17 protein-coding genes and 1 pseudogene are annotated in these 17,204 nt (G+C 65.2%); 7 read left to right on the forward strand and 11 right to left on the reverse strand.

Annotation, left to right across the window (positions count from 1 at the left end; genetic code table 11):
• Nucleotides 1-58 precede the first annotated feature (58 nt).
• The 10 genes from AC3WLT_RS32290 to AC3WLT_RS32335 all read right to left on the reverse strand — a co-directional run bounded on the left by AC3WLT_RS32290 (nt 59) and on the right by AC3WLT_RS32335 (nt 7,394).
• Nucleotides 59-904, reverse strand: a complete 846-nt coding sequence (locus AC3WLT_RS32290; RefSeq protein ID WP_492595681.1) for a F0F1 ATP synthase subunit gamma — start codon at nt 902-904, stop codon at nt 59-61.
• Nucleotides 901-2,613, reverse strand: a complete 1,713-nt coding sequence (locus AC3WLT_RS32295) for a F0F1 ATP synthase subunit alpha (RefSeq protein WP_492595682.1) — start codon at nt 2,611-2,613, stop codon at nt 901-903. Before AC3WLT_RS32295 ends, AC3WLT_RS32290 begins: the two co-directional genes overlap by 4 nt.
• Entirely contained in the window at nt 2,600-3,349 is a 750-nt protein-coding gene (locus AC3WLT_RS32300; RefSeq protein ID WP_492595683.1) for a F0F1 ATP synthase subunit delta, read from the reverse strand. Before AC3WLT_RS32300 ends, AC3WLT_RS32295 begins: the two co-directional genes overlap by 14 nt.
• A gap of 9 nt (nt 3,350-3,358) precedes the next feature.
• Nucleotides 3,359-3,607: a F0F1 ATP synthase subunit C gene (locus AC3WLT_RS32305; protein ID WP_492595684.1), complete on the reverse strand. Its 249-nt coding sequence runs from the start codon at nt 3,605-3,607 to the stop codon at nt 3,359-3,361.
• On the reverse strand, nt 3,604-4,302 hold the full coding sequence (locus tag AC3WLT_RS32310; RefSeq protein WP_492595685.1) for a F0F1 ATP synthase subunit A: 699 nt from the start codon (nt 4,300-4,302) through the stop codon (nt 3,604-3,606). The genes AC3WLT_RS32305 and AC3WLT_RS32310 overlap by 4 nt, the downstream gene beginning before the upstream one ends.
• Nucleotides 4,299-4,580, reverse strand: coding sequence for an N-ATPase subunit AtpR (locus tag AC3WLT_RS32315; protein ID WP_492595686.1), 282 nt, complete (start codon nt 4,578-4,580; stop codon nt 4,299-4,301). Before AC3WLT_RS32315 ends, AC3WLT_RS32310 begins: the two co-directional genes overlap by 4 nt.
• On the reverse strand, nt 4,573-4,890 hold the full coding sequence (locus AC3WLT_RS32320) for an AtpZ/AtpI family protein (RefSeq protein WP_492595687.1): 318 nt from the start codon (nt 4,888-4,890) through the stop codon (nt 4,573-4,575). The genes AC3WLT_RS32315 and AC3WLT_RS32320 overlap by 8 nt, the downstream gene beginning before the upstream one ends.
• The gene (locus tag AC3WLT_RS32325; protein WP_492595688.1) at nt 4,887-5,345 is read right to left on the reverse strand and encodes a F0F1 ATP synthase subunit epsilon; all 459 of its coding nucleotides are present in this window, start codon (nt 5,343-5,345) and stop codon (nt 4,887-4,889) included. Before AC3WLT_RS32325 ends, AC3WLT_RS32320 begins: the two co-directional genes overlap by 4 nt.
• On the reverse strand, nt 5,342-6,817 hold the full coding sequence (gene atpD / locus AC3WLT_RS32330) for a F0F1 ATP synthase subunit beta (protein WP_492595689.1): 1,476 nt from the start codon (nt 6,815-6,817) through the stop codon (nt 5,342-5,344). Before atpD ends, AC3WLT_RS32325 begins: the two co-directional genes overlap by 4 nt.
• Before the next feature lie 136 nt (nt 6,818-6,953).
• Entirely contained in the window at nt 6,954-7,394 is a 441-nt protein-coding gene (locus tag AC3WLT_RS32335; RefSeq protein WP_492595690.1) for a hypothetical protein, read from the reverse strand.
• A gap of 117 nt (nt 7,395-7,511) precedes the next feature.
• Between AC3WLT_RS32335 and AC3WLT_RS32340 the strand changes: the two are divergent.
• The 5 genes and pseudogenes from AC3WLT_RS32340 to AC3WLT_RS32360 form a co-directional block, all read left to right on the forward strand.
• A pseudogene (locus tag AC3WLT_RS32340) lies at nt 7,512-7,663 on the forward strand (carbamate kinase); the annotation flags it as partial.
• A 276-nt stretch (nt 7,664-7,939) separates the two neighbouring features.
• The gene (locus AC3WLT_RS32345) at nt 7,940-9,730 is read left to right on the forward strand and encodes a PHA/PHB synthase family protein (RefSeq protein WP_492595691.1); all 1,791 of its coding nucleotides are present in this window, start codon (nt 7,940-7,942) and stop codon (nt 9,728-9,730) included.
• A gap of 9 nt (nt 9,731-9,739) precedes the next feature.
• The gene (locus tag AC3WLT_RS32350) at nt 9,740-11,143 is read left to right on the forward strand and encodes a bifunctional enoyl-CoA hydratase/phosphate acetyltransferase (RefSeq protein WP_492595692.1); all 1,404 of its coding nucleotides are present in this window, start codon (nt 9,740-9,742) and stop codon (nt 11,141-11,143) included.
• On the forward strand, nt 11,140-12,333 hold the full coding sequence (locus AC3WLT_RS32355; protein WP_492595693.1) for an acetate/propionate family kinase: 1,194 nt from the start codon (nt 11,140-11,142) through the stop codon (nt 12,331-12,333). Before AC3WLT_RS32350 ends, AC3WLT_RS32355 begins: the two co-directional genes overlap by 4 nt.
• Before the next feature lie 218 nt (nt 12,334-12,551).
• Nucleotides 12,552-13,388 carry a universal stress protein gene (locus AC3WLT_RS32360; protein WP_492595694.1) on the forward strand — a complete coding sequence of 279 codons (837 nt, stop codon included), beginning with the start codon at nt 12,552-12,554 and terminating at the stop codon, nt 13,386-13,388.
• Between the two features lie 112 nt (nt 13,389-13,500).
• Here the strand turns inward: AC3WLT_RS32360 and AC3WLT_RS32365 are convergent, their stop codons facing one another.
• The gene (locus tag AC3WLT_RS32365) at nt 13,501-13,977 is read right to left on the reverse strand and encodes a universal stress protein (RefSeq protein WP_492595695.1); all 477 of its coding nucleotides are present in this window, start codon (nt 13,975-13,977) and stop codon (nt 13,501-13,503) included.
• 323 nt (nt 13,978-14,300) lie between these two features.
• Here AC3WLT_RS32365 and AC3WLT_RS32370 point away from each other — a divergent pair, with 323 nt between their 5' ends.
• Together AC3WLT_RS32370 and AC3WLT_RS32375 are read left to right on the forward strand one after the other, a co-directional pair.
• Complete coding sequence (locus AC3WLT_RS32370; RefSeq protein WP_492595696.1) at nt 14,301-16,457, forward strand: sensor histidine kinase; 2,157 nt, start codon at nt 14,301-14,303, stop codon at nt 16,455-16,457.
• Complete coding sequence (locus AC3WLT_RS32375) at nt 16,454-17,101, forward strand: response regulator (RefSeq protein ID WP_492595697.1); 648 nt, start codon at nt 16,454-16,456, stop codon at nt 17,099-17,101. Before AC3WLT_RS32370 ends, AC3WLT_RS32375 begins: the two co-directional genes overlap by 4 nt.
• The last annotated feature ends 103 nt before the right edge of the window (nt 17,102-17,204 follow it).

The raw sequence follows: 17,204 nt of genomic DNA on the forward strand, positions 1-17,204 counted from the left end.
TCACTGTGGCTCTGACTGTGCCGCGTCGTGATGGAACCGCGCGGCACGGTTGCACCGTTCAGACGCCGGCCGAGGCCCCCGCCGCGAGTTCCACGATATCGGCTGTGATCTCTTCCTGACGGACCTGCCGGTAGGTTTGCGTGAGTTCGGCAAGCGTTTCCTTCACATTGGCGCGCGCGGCCAGCATCGCGCGCATTCGCGCTTCGTTCTCGGCGGCGAACGACAGCATCAACGCCTCGCACAACTCGACATACACATAGGCTTCGACCAATCCGGCAAGCAGATGGTCGACGGGTAACGTGAGTAACGGCGGTTGGGCGCCCCGCACAACGGAAAACCGAGAAAAATCGAACGGAATCAGGCTGTGTTCGACGATCTCGCTATGCGCGGCGATGCCCGGGATGGCGTGAACGACCGAGACATGGGTCACGCTTCGATCGCCAAGACGGGTATAAAGCGCATCGGTGATCCGGCTGGCGAGCGCCGGCACGTCGTCGGCATGGGACGGCGCGGGGGAACGCCATGCAAACGGCAGCCGGCGTTCGTTTGCCACCATTTCGCCGCGCGTACCCACGAGCAGGAGTTCGCACTGCGCCGACGCCAGACGAGGCCGCGCGCGGTCAAGGATCTGCTCGTTGAACGAGCCGACGAAACCCTGCTCCGCGCAAAGCGCGATGACGATCCGCGCGCCGCGTTCCAGCACGCGCGCAGGTTCACCCGAAGCGTGGGCCAGCGCGGCGCCGATCGCCGCGCCAACGGTCGAGGCCGAGGAACGGATACCGGGCAGCCGCCGTTGCGCTTCGCGCGAACGGGCGGCCGCAATGCCGCGCATCGCCCCGATCACAGCGTCCAGTTGCCGGGCGGTAGCGCTGCGCGATTCGATTTCGGCGAGTTTTCCGCTCATGATTCGTTCCCGCTGCTCGCCGTGCCGCTGCCGGCCGCGCCACTGCTTGCCATACCACTGCTTGCCGTGCCGCTGCTTGCCGTGCCGCTGCTTGCCGTGCCGCTGCTTGCCGTGCCGCTGCTTGCCGTGCCGCTGCTTGCCGTACCGCTGCTCGCCGTGCCGCTGCCGGCCGTTGGCGCGACCTGCTGCACCAGTTCACGAACCGCGCCGACGAGCACCGCTTGAACGTCGGCGCTCAACGGTGCGGGCGACGACCGCGAGAAGCCTTGCGCAATTTGGGTTTGCAGGCGCTGGGTCTCCAGATGCGCAGCCAGCTGCGTGCGCACCTGCGCGACGATCCCAGTCGGCGCCGAATCGAACACGCCCTCCGCCAGTGCTGACAGCAGCGCGATCTCGTCGAGCGTGCGCAAAGCGCTGAAACGCGGCTGCGCGATCAGCGCGCGGATGCGTTCCCCACGGGCGATCTTGCCGGCGACATGCGCATCCGTCAGGCCCCCGAACCGGCTGAACATCTCCAGTTCCAGGAACTGCGCGTAATCGAGGCGCAAGCGTCCCGACACACCTCGCAAAGCCGGATGCTGCGCCTTGCCGCCGACACGGCTCACGCTTAAGCCCACATCGACCGCCGGGCGCTGGTTCGCCGCGAACAGCGCCGCATCGAGCACGATCTGACCATCCGTAATCGAAATGAGGTTGGTCGGGATATAGGCGGACAGGTTGCCCATATCGGTTTCCGCGATCGGCAATGCGGTCAGCGAGCCGCCGCCCAGTGCTGCCGACAGCTTCGCCGCGCGCTCGAGCAGGCGGGCGTGGACATAGAAGATGTCGCCGGGATAGGCCTCGCGCCCCGGCGGCTCGCGCGTCAGCAGCGCCAGCTCGCGATGCGTCGCGGCGTGTTTTGTCAGGTCGTCGACCACGACCAGCACGTGCTGTCGACGATCGCGAAAATACTCGGCGATCGTGAAGCCCGCGAACGGCGCGATCCATTGCAGCCCCGGCGCTGAAGCCGCGGGCGCGACCACGAAGATGCAGCGCTCGGGCGCACCGTACTGGCGCACCGATTCGATCACACGCTGCACAGCCGTCGTGCGCTGGCCAATCGCGACATAGACGCAGATCATGTCCGAATGCTTCTGGTTGACGATCGTGTCGACGGCCAAAGCGGTCTTGCCCGTGGCACGGTCGCCGATGATGAGCTCGCGCTGCCCGCGGCCGATCGCGAACAGTGCATCGACGAGAAGCACCCCCGTTTCGACCGGCTCGCTGACCAGATCCCGTTCGATGATCGCCGGCGCCGGCCGTTCGACCGGCATGCGCAATTCGGCGACGATGGGGTCGTCGCGGTCGAGCGGCCGTCCGAGCGGGTCGATCACCCGCCCCAGCAGCCCTTCTCCGACCGGCACTTCCAGCACGGCGCCGGTACGGGTCACGCAAGAGCCCGCTTCGACGGCGGTGCCGTCGTCGAGCAACACGACACTGATGACATCCGCATCCAGCGTGTGCGCGAAGCCGGTCGCGCCGCTTTCGAAGCGGAGCAGTTCGTTGAGGGCCGCATCCGGGAGTCCTGAGACAAATGCGATGCCGTCGCCAAAACGTTCAACGCGGCCGAGCGTCTGCGCGTGCGGCTTCATGACGGTTCGAGCGAGTGCGTCGCGCTGGTCCGTGAGCCAGGGATCCCGGGAATCGCCGGTCATGTCAGCGGAGCCCATGATCGCCACTCAGTAGCGCCGCTTTGATCTGCGCAAGATCTGCCTTGAAACTGTTGCGCACTATCGCGTGAGCTGCCGTCAATTCCAATCCGGCGATCAGCGAAGGATCGACTTCTATCTGAAGGGAAACCGGCACGCCCAGACAGGCCGCGAGCGCGGCGCGGCAACGCTCCTGCTCCTGCAGGCTCAGAGCGCGTGGCGCGGCGAGCGAAAGCGCCACGCCAGTTGCGCCGAATTCTGTGCGAACCTCGGCGGGCAGTTGCGCGATCCCGTCGACGAGACCGTCGACAAAACCGCTCACCCGCGCACTTTCAGGCAGCCGGTCAAGCAGCTTTGCCGCGATATCGACGGCGAGCTGCGTCGCCCGGGCTGCGAGAAGTTTTTCCTGTTCAAGGCGCGCGGCCTCGGCTTCGGCGGCGGCTGTCGCACGCAGCCGGTCCGCGTCCGCATGCGCCGCGGCCAGCAGTGCGGCCTTCTCGCCCTCAGCTTCCACAGCGATCGTTTTCATGGCGTCAGCGCGAGCCGCGACAAGGCGCTGCGTCTCGCGCACCGCCGCATCGCGCTCGAGGACCGCTGCGAGTTTCGCTGCGTCGGCGTCCGCGATCAGCGCCCGCGCCGCCTTCTGACGCTTGGCGATGATGTCCGCGACCGGACGGAACAGGAAGCGCGCCAGCAGCCATATGAGCACCAGCGCATTGATCGTCTGCAGCGCGAGCGTGGACCAGTCGATTCGCATGGCCGCCGCCTATTTGACGAACGGGTTGGCGAAGAGGAGCAACAAGGCGACCACCAGGCAATAGATCGCCATCGTTTCGATCATTGCAAGCCCGACGAAGAGCGTGCGCGACACGGTTCCTGACGAGTCCGGCTGCCTCGCGATCGCATCCATCGCGGCGGCGACTGCGCGGCCTTCGGCAAGGGCCGGCCCGATCGCGCCGAACGACACAGCAAGCGCCGCGGCGGCGATGCTGACAACTTCGATAAGGTTATTCATGAGATTTCGCCCTTTTTTATGCTGACCGGGTGATGGGTATCGCTGATCGCCGCACCGATGAAAACCATCGCCAGCACGGAAAAAATATAGGCTTGCACGGCGCCGGTGAGCAGGTCCAGCGCCATCAGCGGAATGGGGACGAGCAGACCTGCGAGCGACAGGATGATGCCGATCACGAACACGCCGCTCATCACATTGCCGAACAGGCGCACGACGAGTGAAAACGTCCGCGTGATCTGCTCGACGACGTTCAGCGGAATCATGATCCAGCTCGGCTCGGCGAACGCCGCAAGGTAGCCGGCCGTGCCGCGCGTGCGGATGCCGTAGAAAACCGTGGCGCCCAGCACGATCAGCGCCAGCGCGGCATCGGTCTCGATATGCGCGGTCGGCGGCGTCACGCCGGGTACGAGTGCGGACCAGTTGGCGATCAGCACGAAGATGAAGAGCGTGCCGATCAACGCGCGGTAAGTGGCGGGCCCGGTTTGCATGGTGTCGCGAATCTGCTGGTCGATCGTGACGACCAGCAGTTCAAGAGCGGTTTGCAGCCGGCTCGGCGCGATCGACAACCTTCGGCTCAGCAAGGCCGCCCCCGCGGTCACCAGAATCATGATCGCCCAGGTGACGAGTACCGGCTCCGTAATGGATAGCGGACCGATATGCAGCAGCGGCGCGGTCGCCAGCGGTGAGGTGGTCATCGGGCACCTCCGTGGCGGCGCACCGCGACAGCACGCGCAAGCAGAAACCCCATCATGCCCGCGAGCAGCGCCAGAGCGCCGTAACGCGCGAGCATCAGCAGCAGTGCGCCGGTAAGCGCGAACCTGGCAAGCTGCAGCGCTAATGCCGCCATCGCTTTGCCCGCTGCGAACAACGGCCAGTTCCAGCGCAGCGACATGAAGTGCCATGCGCCGGCCAGGGTTCCGACTGCAAGTCCCAGCGCGAATTGGGTCGCTATCGATGGTAGTGGATTATTCATGATGGTTCCGTTGCTGGCGGTGCATCCATTTCCATGCCGACCAGAAGCCCACCGCCGCGCCGATCATCAGCAGCGGCGCCGAGAAGAACACGCGCGTGCCGAAGGTCCGGTCCAGCCAATGTCCCAGCGCGAGGCCCATTAACGTCGGCAGGACGATGGCCCAGCCGAGGATGCCGATCTGGCCAAGCCGGCTGCCGAGCGACGGCTCCGGCTCCTCGCGCCCGCGCGAATCGCGCTCGGCGGCCTGCCGGGCAGCGTCGGCGATCCGCTCGTCCCGCAGCTTGCGCTCGTCTTTGTGGCGCCCGTTCATCGCAGGGTGCCTCCCATGCGCTCAGCGCCCGCGCCGTCGGCGCCTACGCGTGGCCGCAGATAGCGCAGCATCTGGCGCACCGCGCGAGCATGCAGCCGCAACTGATCGACGCGGGCGCGCCGCGCCGCGTCGGCCTCACTGACGTGGCGGCTGCGAACGCCGGCTTCGAGGCCTTCCAGGGAGTCGCCGGGGACGGCTTCGCGGCAAGCAATGGATACCATCGTTCCGTGCGATACCAGCAGCACGCCGCGATCTATCGCACAGAAGTGGATCGAGCCATCCGCACACGTCCAGCGGACCACCGAGGGCGTCAGCAGCGTAACGAAATCGGCGTGGCCAGCCCGGATGCCGAACGAGCCGCTTTCATCTTCCGCGCGCAGGGAGACGATCTCGACAGCGTCGAACCACACATGCGACGGCGTCGCCAACGTCAGCGCCAGGTGTGCGCCGCTCATTTCGCGTTCTCCGTGACGCGGGCCACGCCGTCTTGCGCGGCGGTTTGCTCTTTAAGGCGGCCTTCGTCAAGGGTGCCGATCATGTAAAGCGAGCTTTCCTGCCACGCATCGCACTCGCCGGCCAGAATCGCCTTGCAGCCGGCGATCGTATCGGCGAGCGCCACCGAACGGCCCGCTTCGCCCGTAAAGGCTTCGGTCACGGCGAACGGCTGGGTCAGGAAGCGCTGCAAGCGCCTGGCACGCCCCACGAGGGCGCGATCCTCGGCACCCAGTTCCTCGATACCGAGCAATGAGATGACGTCCTGCAGCTCACGGTAATGCTCGATGATCCGGCGCACCTCGGTGGCGACCGCCGCGTGCTCCTCGCCGACCACGAGCGGATCGAGCAGGATCGACGACGAGGCGATCGGATCGATCGCTGGATACATGCCTTCGGCGGCCATCGCCCGCGACAGCACGACCATGCTGTCGATGTGCGCGGCGATCGCGGTCACCGCGGGGTCGGTGAAATCGTCGGCCGGCACGTACACCGCTTCGATCGCTGTGACCGAAACATCGCCGACCGATACGATGCGCTCCTGCAGGCTTGCGACTTCGCTCGCGAGCGTGGGCTGATAGCCGACTCTGGACGGCATACGCCCCAGCAAGCCGGACACCTCCGCACCCGCCTGCACGAAACGGAACACGTTATCCATCAGCAGCAGTACGTTTTGCCGGTGTTCGTCGCGGAAATACTCAGCGATCGTCAGAGCCGTAAAGGGCACGCGCCAGCGGGCTCCGGGCGGCTCGTTCATCTGTCCATAAACCAGTGCGGTGCGCGCCAGCACGCCGGACGTGCGCATGTCGAGCAGCATTTCGTGACCTTCACGTGAGCGTTCGCCGACCCCCGCGAATACGGAGATCCCTTGATAACGCTCCACCATTGCATGGATCAATTCCATGACCAGCACAGTCTTGCCGACCCCTGCCCCGCCGAACATTGCCGCCTTGCCGCCCTGGGCAAGCGGCGCGAGCAGATCGATCACCTTGATGCCCGTGGCGAAAAGCGTGGTGGTGCCTTTCTGCGATGCGAGCGGCGGCGCTGCGCGATGAATCGGGCGACGCTCGATCTGCGCGGATAAGGCTTCGCCGCCGTCGCGTGCCGCTCCAGTCACATCGAGCAGCCTGCCCAGAACAGTTTCGCCGACAGGCGCTTCGATGGGGCCGCCGCCGACGCTCACGCGGGCGCCGCGCCGCAATCCCGCCGTCGATTGCAGCGCTAGCGCCCGCACCGTTGTTTCGCTCAGATGGGCTTGCACCTCGGCGAGAACCGGTGCGAGGTCGTCAGACAGGATGAGGAGCGCGTCGTTGACGGCGGGAAGTGTGTCGTCGGCAAACGTGACGTCGACAACTGCGCCACGCACGGCGACCACATACCCGTCGCTAGCGGCCGACGGAATTGTCGAGGGTGGTGTTGCCAGATGCGCCGACATTGTTGGGCCTCCATGCGGCCGCTGTAGAACAGTCGCAAGATACCGCCGCGGCCAGTCGAAAAACTGATCTTCGTCAAACCTGTGGGAAATGACGCTGAATCAGGCGTGAGCGGGAGATCGACAGCTCGGTCGTCCGTCACGATGAAGCGCCGACGAATGGCCGGAAGTTCATCTCGACCGCGCGAATCTGTTCGGCGCAAGTCCTGTATAGCCAGCCCGGATTGCCGTCGGCGCGATACATGCCCCGGCACATCGCTTTCAGTCTGATCGTCGAGGCGCCGTGATCGTCGGTTGTCCTTGTCGCCCATACATAGACGGTGCCGTAAGTATGCGGCTCGGCCGTTTCGATTGACGTTTCGTCTGCGCGGCGGATCGGCGTTATCGAGTGTTGCGCGACGTACGTCTTCGTCAAGCTCCATAGACGATCGCAGTCCGCGCGCACGGAACAATCTACCCATGCGTGGGCACGCGCCTCCTCGAGCTGGACCTCGGTATCGCGAAGCGCAGCATCGCGTGCCTGGGTGGTGCATGCCGCAAGCCCCGCGACGGCAAGCACGAGAAACAGCCTGTTGTTCATGTCCGCTCGATCCTTCGACACATCAGCACATCCAATTCGCAGCGCATGCCACGAGCATAGGTGCGCATCAGAGCGTTCTTATGATCCATGTCAAGCGGCGGACTTGCCCGTCATCACCGGTCGATGTCGTTTCCGGCCGGCTCAATGGGGCCGAAGGTCGAGGCAGCGTGCGAGTTCGTCTCGCGCACCGGCCGGCAGTCATCGGCTCGCTCGACCGCATCGAGGAGATGACAAGCGGTACGGCGGGCACGCGCGTCACGCGCGCGTAGGCAGCATTCAGCGATCGGTTACCCAGTCTTCCCCGCTCCCACTTCCATTGACCGAGATCAAAAGCCAGGGCCTGCGGGCGACTAAAGTCCAAACATCCGCAATTGGTGCGTCGCACAACATGAGCGCGCCGATTGCTGTGTCAGCGCAGTGCATTTGTTTCCAGACATGTCCCGCGTCCGGAACACCGTTCCCGGCGTGACCGTCGTCTCCCAGCGGCTTCGCATTGAACCAGCGATGCCGTCGAACAAAGCGCAGTCGAACGCAAAGGAATCTCAATGGACACCCGCACCCGAGCAGTGAGCGCCGAATTCCCCGCCGCAGCGGGCAGCGCTGCGGCCTGCCTTGATAGCAAAACGTTTCGCGACCTGGACCACGCCAAGGAGGCGCTAATCGCCCGCATGACCTTCGGTCTCTCGCCTGCGGCGCTGGGCGCGGCGCTGTCCGACTGGCTCATCCATCTCGCGGTGGCGCCGGGCAAGCAGCTCGAACTGGCGTCGCTGTGCGCGTCGAATGCGAGACGGCTATCCGACTATCTCGTGCAACTTGCACTCGGACAGCAAGCGGCTCTTTTGACAGAGCCGTCGCCCGCCGACCACCGGTTTCGCGCCGACGCGTGGCAGATCGAACCATACCGCCTGTGGCAGCAGAGTTTCCTGCTCGCCGAGCAGTGGTGGAATACGGCCACCCGCGACGTGCCGGGCACCACGCGTCATCACGAGGACGTCGCGGCGTTCGTTGCGCGCCAGTTGCTCGATGTGCTGGCGCCGGCAAATTGTCCTGTCACTAACCCCGAAGTCCTCCAACGAGCAGCGGCAACCCTTGGCCTGAGCCTCGCCCAAGGCGCCCGCAATGCGTTCGAAGACGCGAGCCGCGCCGCCTCCGGCAAGCCCGCAGCCGGGATGGAGCAGTTCAAGGTCGGCGTGACCCTCGCGGCCACGCCAGGCAAGGTCGTGTTCCGCAACCACCTGATCGAGCTCATCCAGTACAGCCCCGCAAGCGACGCGGTTCTCGCCGAACCTGTCCTGATCGTGACGGCGTGGATCATGAAGTACTACATCATGGATCTGTCGCCGCATCACTCGCTGATTCGCTACCTGGTCGAGCAAGGCCACACGGTGTTCTGCGTTTCGTGGCGCAACGTAGATACCGAAGACCGCAATCTCGGTCTCGACGATTACCGGCAATCAGGCGTGATGGCAGCACTCGGCGCCGTCTCGCGGATCGTGCCGGACCGGCGCATTCATGCAACCGGCTATTGCCTCGGCGGCACGCTGCTGTCGATCGCCGCCGCGGCGATGGCCGAGGCCGGCGATGAACGGCTCGCCTCCGTCACGCTGTTTGCCGCGCAGACGGACTTCACCGAGCCCGGCGAGCTGCAACTTTTCATCGACGACAGCGAAGTCTATTTCCTCGAAAGCATGATGTGGTCGCAAGGCTATCTTGCCGCCAGTCAGATGTCCGGCGCGTTTCAATTGCTCCAGTCGAACGATCTGATCTGGTCGCGCGTGATACACGACTATCTGCTCGGCGAGCGCGCACCGGCGAACGACCTGATGGCCTGGAATGCCGACGCGACCCGCATGCCGTACCGGATGCATTCGGAATATCTGCGGCGCCTCTTTCTCGATAACGAGCTGGCTTCTGGCCGATACGTGGTCGACGCGCGGCCTGTCTCGATTCGCAACATCCGCGCGCCGATGTTCGCGGTGGCGACTGAGGGCGATCACATCGCGCCGTGGCAATCCGTCTACAAGATCCACAACCTCTCCGATACCGATATCACATTCGTGCTGACGAGCGGCGGTCACAACGCGGGCATTGTCAGTGAGCCCGGTCATCCGCACCGGCACTTCAGGATGAAACTCAGCGCGGCCAACGACCTGCGTATCGGGCCCGATGAATGGATGGCCGCCGTCACGGCACAGGACGGCTCATGGTGGCCCGCGTGGAGCGAGTGGCTCAAAGCACATTCGAGTCCGCAGCGCGTGGCGCCGCCGTCAATGCCGGCCGGCGCGAACGGTCATCCGCTGGCGGACGCGCCCGGCACTTACGTGTTTCAGGCTTAGGAGGCGCTGGTGAACGACAACCTGTTGCGCAACCGGACTTTCGACGAACTTGCCATCGGCGAATCGGCGTCGCTCGTGCGGGTAGCCGTGCAGAACGACATCGACCTGTTCGCCGCCGTGTCCGGCGATATCAACCCCGCGCATGTGGACGCGGCTTTCGCATCGGGCGACCTGTTCGGGCACGTGGTGGTCCACGGCATGTGGACCGCCGCGCTGATCTCCGCCCTGCTCGGCACGAGGCTGCCCGGCCCGGGCACCATCTATCTCGACCAGACCTTGCAGTTCCGCCATCCGGTCGCGCCGGGCGACACCGTTACCGCGACCGTGACGGTGAAGGAAAAACGCCCGGACAAGCGCATTGTCCGGCTCGACACCTGTTGCACGAACCAGGCGGGCGATGTGGTGCTGCGGGGCACTGCGACCGTGATCGCCCCTGCAACACCGGTCGCGTGGCCATCCGCGCCGCGCCCCGACGTCACTGTCCGGCGGCACGACCGCTACGAGGCGTTCATCCGCGAGGCGCGCGCCCGTCCCGCGTTGCGTACCGCGATCGTCCATCCGTGCTCCGTGGAAGCCATCATGGCGGCGCTCGAGGCCCGCGACGAGGGTTTGCTCGAGCCCCTGCTGATCGGCCCGGAGGCAAAAATCCGCGCCGCTGCGGAGGCGGCCGGCGTGAGTCTCGACGGCATGCCGATCGAGGCGGTCGAGCACAGTCACGCGGCGGCGGCCCGTGCAGTCGAACTGGGGGCGGCCGGTCAAGTTGCCGCGTTAATGAAAGGCAGCCTTCATACGGACGAGTTGCTCGCCGCGGTCGTTGCGCCGGCATCCGGCCTGCGCACCGCGCGGCGCATCAGCCATGTCTATGCGATGGACGTGCCGGCCTATCCGAAGCCGCTGGTTGTCACCGATGCGGCGGTCAATATCACGCCGTCGCTCGAGCACAAGCGTGACATCTGCCAGAACGCGATCGACCTGCTGCATGTCATGGGCGTCGAACTGCCGCGGGTCGCAGTGCTCGCCGCAGTGGAAACGGTCAACCCCAGAATGCCGACCACGCTCGACGCGGCTGCGCTCACCGTGATGGCCGCACGTGGCCAGATCACAGGGGCGCTGGTCGACGGCCCGCTCGCGTTCGACAACGCCATCAGCTTCGCCGCCGCGAAAACCAAGCAAATCAATTCGCCCGTCGCGGGTCAGGCGGACATTCTGCTGGTCCCGGACCTGGAGGCCGGCAACATGCTTGCCAAACAGCTCGTGTACTTCGCCGGCGCCGATGCGGCGGGCCTTGTGCTCGGTGCGCGCCTGCCGGTCATCGTGACGAGCCGCGCCGACAGCGCGCGCGTGCGCCTCGCTTCCGCGGCGCTCGCCAAGCTGGCAGCCGAACGCACGCCGGGGGGCCCGATCCGATCATGAGCGCTCCACTCCTGCTGACGTTCAATCCCGGCTCCTCGACCATCAAGATCGGCTTATACAGCGTGCTGGATAACGAGGCGTCGAGAATCGGCCATGGCTTAATCGATGTACGGCATCAGCCGTTGCGCCTTCATCTCGTCCACGGCGGCGGAACGAACGATATTCCGCTCAAAGCGGCCGTCACCGACGAGCTTCACGAAATCCTCGACGAGACGCTCGGATGGTTCGCCGCGCACTTTCCCCTCGACGATCTGGTTTGCGTCGGCCACCGCGTGGTGCATGGCGGCGATCGTTTCGGCGGGCCCGTGGCGATCGACGACGCAACGCTCGCGGCCATCACCGCGCTCGTGCCGCTAGCGCCCTTGCACCAACCGCAGAGCGTGCGGCTCATCCGGGCCATCCGGCATCTGCGGCCGCATCTCCTGCAGACGGCATCGTTCGACACGGCATTTCACCGCACCCAGACCGATCTCGTGCGGCGCTTTGCGATTCCGCGCCAGCTCTTCGACGAGGGCATCAAGCGTTACGGCTTTCACGGCCTCTCCTATCAGTTCGTCATTGGCCAGTTCGCGCGTCAGTTCCCGTGCCGCGCGCGCGGCAAGGTCATCGCCGCGCACCTGGGCAGCGGCGCAAGTCTGTGTGCGTTGGAGGCGGGCATGAGTCGCGACTCCAGCATGGGCTTTTCGACACTCGACGGCATTCCGATGTCGACCCGCTGCGGCGCGCTCGATGCCGGCGTCGTGCTCCATCTGCTCGACCAGAAGGCCCTCGATGTCAAGGAAGTCGAGACGATGCTGTACGAGCATTCCGGCCTGCTCGGCGTTTCCGGCATCAGTGCGGACAGTCGTGAACTGCTGGCAAGCGAGCATCCCGAGGCTCGCGAAGCACTTGATCTCTTTGCGTTCCGCATTGCCGGCGAGACGGCGCGGCTTGCCGCCACGCTGGGCGGTCTGGACAGTTTCGTGTTCACGGCCGGCATCGGCGAACACCAGCCTGAAGTGCGCGCCGCTATATGCGCACGGCTCGCATGGCTCGGCGTCGAGCTCGATCCGCACGCCAACGGCGTCAACGCCCGCGTCATCAGCAGCGGGCGCAGCCGGGTCACCGTTCTGGTGCTGCCCACCGACGAGGAGCAGATCATCGCCGACGAGGCTGTCGCCGTGCACTACCGCGCGGAGATCAAGTCATAAAGCCAGTCATCGATCTTTCGGGCCAGCGCGGACTCGTTGTCGGCATCGCCAACGAGCGGCTTTCATATCACCGCCTGACAGCGGAACGCGGTCGGCACACCGCCGATCCGGCGTCGCGCGCTACCGCACCGTTGATCTTGATCAACGCCGGCGACCACCCGGCTCATAGACTCAGATCACGCGTTCATGCGCCAACCATCCACTTCAGGAGCGTTGCAATGACCTACAAGACCATCGTCGTTCATCTGGATACGAGCCAGCGCGCGCATCCCCGGCTCGAACTCGCGCTGCGCCTCGCCAGGCAGTTCGGCGCCCATCTGACCGGCGTGTTTGCGGTGTTCTCGCCCGATCCGCGTTCGCTCTACGTGCTGGCCGGAACGGCCGAATACTACGGCACGCACGAACATCTGCGCGCGGAACGCCGCGGCGCGCTCGAGCGGCTCTTTCACGCGGAGTTGAGCCGCGCGGAGGTGGCCGGCGAGTGGATCGCCGTCGACGCCCCGGCAAACCTCGCCGTGCCGCATCGCGGCCGGTGCGCCGATCTGATCGTCGCCGGCCAGCACGACCCGCGCGATCCGGAGTCGTATGTCGGCGACTATTTTCCTGAAAACCTGATCATGTCCTCGGGCCGTCCGGTGTTGCTGATGCCTTACGCCAGCACTGTCACGTCACCCGGCGCACACGTGATGGTCTGCTGGGACGGCAGCCGCGAAGCCACCCGCGCGGTCCACGATGCGCTGCCGTTCATGCGCGCGGCGCAAACCACCACAGTCGTCACCGTCAGCGGCGCAAGGGCGGAACCGCGCCCACGCATTCCGGGCGCGGACATCGCGACGCTCATCGCCCGGCACGGCGTCAACGTCGAGGTCAAAGACATCGACGTTGACGCCGGCGCGTCGATCGGCGACACGCTGCTGTCGCAGGCGTGCGCGAGCGGCGCGGATCTGCTCGTGATGGGCGCCTATGGTCATGCCCGATGGCAGGAACTGGTGATGGGCGGAGCGACCCGCACGATCCTCCAATCGATGACCGTACCGGTACTGATGTCGCATTGACCGAACAATTCAGCCATTGCGCGAAAAAAGCCCTCGCGCAAATTAAAGCGCCCGGTTTTCGAGGCGCTTCTTTTTTGGGTTCCGCCGGTTCCGCCGGTTCGCCACCGCGCTATTACAGGCTCGACGGGATCTCGTCCATGTCCCGTTCGCGCCGAACCAGCAGAACGGGCATCTCGGCGCGCCGCACAAACGCCTCGGCGATACTGCCGAGCAACAGCCGGCCGATGCCATGCCGACCATGCGTGCCCATTACCACGAGATCGGCTTCGCACTCTTGCGCCACACGGCAGAGGACGGTGACGACGTCTTCGCCGTAAGCGTCAATCGTCCGGGTCAATCCGCACACGTTGCGCTGTTCGAACAGCGCGCGGGCATCTTCGAGCGTCGCCATCGCGGCTTCAGTCACCGCTGCATCGCGCGTCTGTTCGTCGATCAACCCGGTTCCGATATCGACCATTTGTGCAACATGTTCGGCGACAAATACGGCCGTCACCATCGCCTGCGCGGCCTCGGCGATTTTTAGCGCTTCTTCGAGCGCGCGCTGCGCGGCCTGGCTGCCGTCGATTGCTACGAGAATCCGTTTGTACATGACCTTCTCCTTGAGTTCGCCGCCGTCCTGAACGGCCACGGCTATTTGGGCGGCGACGCGCTTTCAGTCTGCGGTTCGCAGCTCGGAATACGCTTGACAAGGATCAAGCGCTGATGGCTTGCGTTCCGCCTGCATTCTCGCGCGGTGCGGCTCACATGGTGAATCCGGGCATACTGGCACGATCCGTGCGAACCGCGCACAATAGGCGGCGCACCCGTTGTTCCGATTGCATTCAAAGAAAATCACGGTGACTTCTCCCGATCCGCGTCGCGACTGCGCCATCAGCCAGCGTTGCGGATTGCCCACCATCCAATGAGGCGCACATGCCCTTTCGCGGTAAGACGCCCTTCGCTAGAAAATCGCCTTCGCACGGGCGGGTCGTGCCCCCTGAGCGCCGCCCCAAGCTTATTGCGGCGGTCACATTTGCTCTCGTCCTGGTGGCAGCGCTCGCCGCGTGGCGCTGGGTGAGCGAGCAGTCATTGCACGCCGCCAACAGCCGCTTCGATCAGCGTACTGCGCAGATCACCGCTGATCTGCAGCGCGAGTTCGCCACCAGCGAATCACTGCTGCTCGGCGCGCGCGGCTTGCTCTCCGTCGCGCCGGCGGTCAATGCCGATGCCTGGTACCGATATGTCGCGCAGCTCGATCTGAATGAAACGCCGTCCGTCGTGCGCGCGCTTGGCTACGCCGACGTGGACGCCGCCGGCATCGCCCGCCTGACGGACGACACCGGTAGCGTGGCCGGACAGGCCGCCACGCCGCAACCGGTCGCGCCGGTGACGCTGATGGCGCCGGGCACCGCGGATGCGATGCCGGTCGGCTACGACCTGGCTGGCGCCCCCGCGAGCCGTAAGGCGTTGCTGCGCGCCATCGACACAGGAGCAAGCGCGCTCAACGCCGGCGCCGCGCCATTCGGCGACGTTGGTTCGAACACCCGCCCACGTCTTTACGTCTATTTTCCTGTGTATTCGAACGCCGCGAACGCCGCGAACGCCGGATTGCCGCCTACGCCACAGGCGCGGCGCGCGGACATCAAGCGACTGCTGGTGGCGGCGCTGGACACCAGCCGTGTATTCGATAACGCCCTCGCCCGGCGACGCAGCATCGACCTGCAGGTATTGAGCGGAACCCCCGCTACGCTGCTTTATTCGTCCAGCGCCGGGGACGACGGCCCCGCCTCGCCTGTCATGCGCAAAACCGCTACCCTGCGCGTCGGCGGTGAGCCTCTCACGCTGTCCTATACGGCGAGCGGCCGCGCTCTGCGAGCCGAGGACGCATTTGCAGAAACCGCGGTGCTGATCGCCGGCGTCGCGACGGCGTGCCTGTTCGGCGCCATTGCCTTCCTGATCGCAGGCGGACGCGGCGGGGGATCCGCCGCGACGAGCGAGGCGCGCAGCCAGTTGAACCTGAACGAGGCACGCATGATGGGGATCATCCGGTCATCGATGGAAGCCATCATCACCGTCGACGAACGGCAGAACATCGTCATCTTCAATCCAATGGCTGAACAGGTTTTTGGATGCACCGCGATGGAAGCGGTCGGCACCCCGCTCTCGCGCTTCATTCCCGAGCGCTTTCGCGCGGGGCACGAACGGCATGTCGAACAGTTCGGCGTGACCGGCGTTTCCGACCGGCAAATGGGCAAGCAGCGTGTGCTGTTCGGCTTGCGGAGCAACGGCGAAGAGTTTCCTATGGAGGCGTCGATCTCGCAGATCCGCGACGGCGACGGCAGGCTGTACACGGTCATGCTGCGCGACATTACCGAGCGGGTCAAAGCGGAAAATGCGCTGCGGCAATCGCGCGAGGAGTTGCGCGAACTTTCTGCGAATCTGCAAAACGTTCGTGAGGAAGAAAAAACCCGCATTGCCCGCGAACTCCACGACGACCTCGGGCAGCAATTGACCGCCCTCAAGATGGACATTTCTTCGGTCGAGCAGGAGCTTGAAACCACCGCCGAACCGCGCCTGCTTCAGCAACTGCGGGGGATGCGCCGGCTGATCGATGCGACGGTCGCCTCCGTGCGCCGTATCGCTGCCGACCTGCGTCCGGTCATGCTCGACGATCTCGGCCTGATTCCCGCGATCGAATGGCTCGCCAGCGACTTTACCAACCGCTACGGGATCGATGTGGAGCACCGGATCGAAGTCGGCGACACCAGCTTTACGCCGGCGGGCGCGACGACGCTATTTCGCATCGTGCAGGAAGCGCTGACCAATGTTGCCCGGCATGCGGATGCTACGCTCGTCACGCTGACGGTGCAGGTCGAGGGCGGCGTGTGCGTGGTGCGAATTGCGGACAACGGCCAGGGCGCGAGCCACACCGCCCCCGCCGCCGAGAAATCGTTTGGTTTGCTCGGTATCCGCGAGCGTGCGCACATGCTGGGCGGCACGGTCGAGATCCACACTTCCAGTGGTAAGGGCTTTGCGCTGACCGTTAACTTTCCAGTCTCGGCAGTGCAACAGCAGGAGATGCAAACATGATGCGAGTGCTGATAGCCGACGATCACGCATTGGTGCGTGATGGCCTGCGGCATATCCTGCAAGGTGCGAGCGGCTTCGAGGTGGTCGGCGAGGCCAATGACGGCGCCAGCACGATTGCGCTGATCCGCGCGAACGCGGCCGACGTGCTCGTGCTGGATCTGTCGATGCCGGGACGAAACGGCGTTGAGCTGATCAAACAGATCAAGGACGAGAAGCCGGCACTGCGGATTCTCGTGCTCACCATGCATGCGGAGCAGCAGTATGCGGTACGCGCTTTCAAAGCGGGCGCCTCAGGGTATCTCACCAAGGAAAGCGCCAGTGCGGAACTGGTCGCGGCGCTCACCAAAGTCGCATCCGGGGGCGTCTACGTGAGTCTCGCGATGGCCGAGCGTTTTGCGCAGAGCCTGAACGAGCCGGCCGACACACTGCCCCATCAACGCCTGTCCGACCGTGAGTTCGATGTGTTCCGCCGCATCGCCGCGGGGCAAACCATCACCGAAATCGCCGCGGAACTGTGCGTCAGCAGCAAAACGGTGAGCACCTATAAAACGCGCATCCTCGAAAAAATGCAGATGCCGCACGAAGCCGCGCTGGTGCGTTACGCGCTGCGCCACAAGCTGCTCGGCGAAGACGATGAAATCTGACTCCAAGGCGGCGCGACGGCCGCCTCGGCAGCGTCAATCCTCACATCAATTCGCTGGCAGCGCAGCCTCCTTATCCGCTGCTTCCTCCGCCTCCTCCGCCTCC

It is taken from the genome of Paraburkholderia sp. FW306-2-2C-D06C, assembly GCF_058781505.1.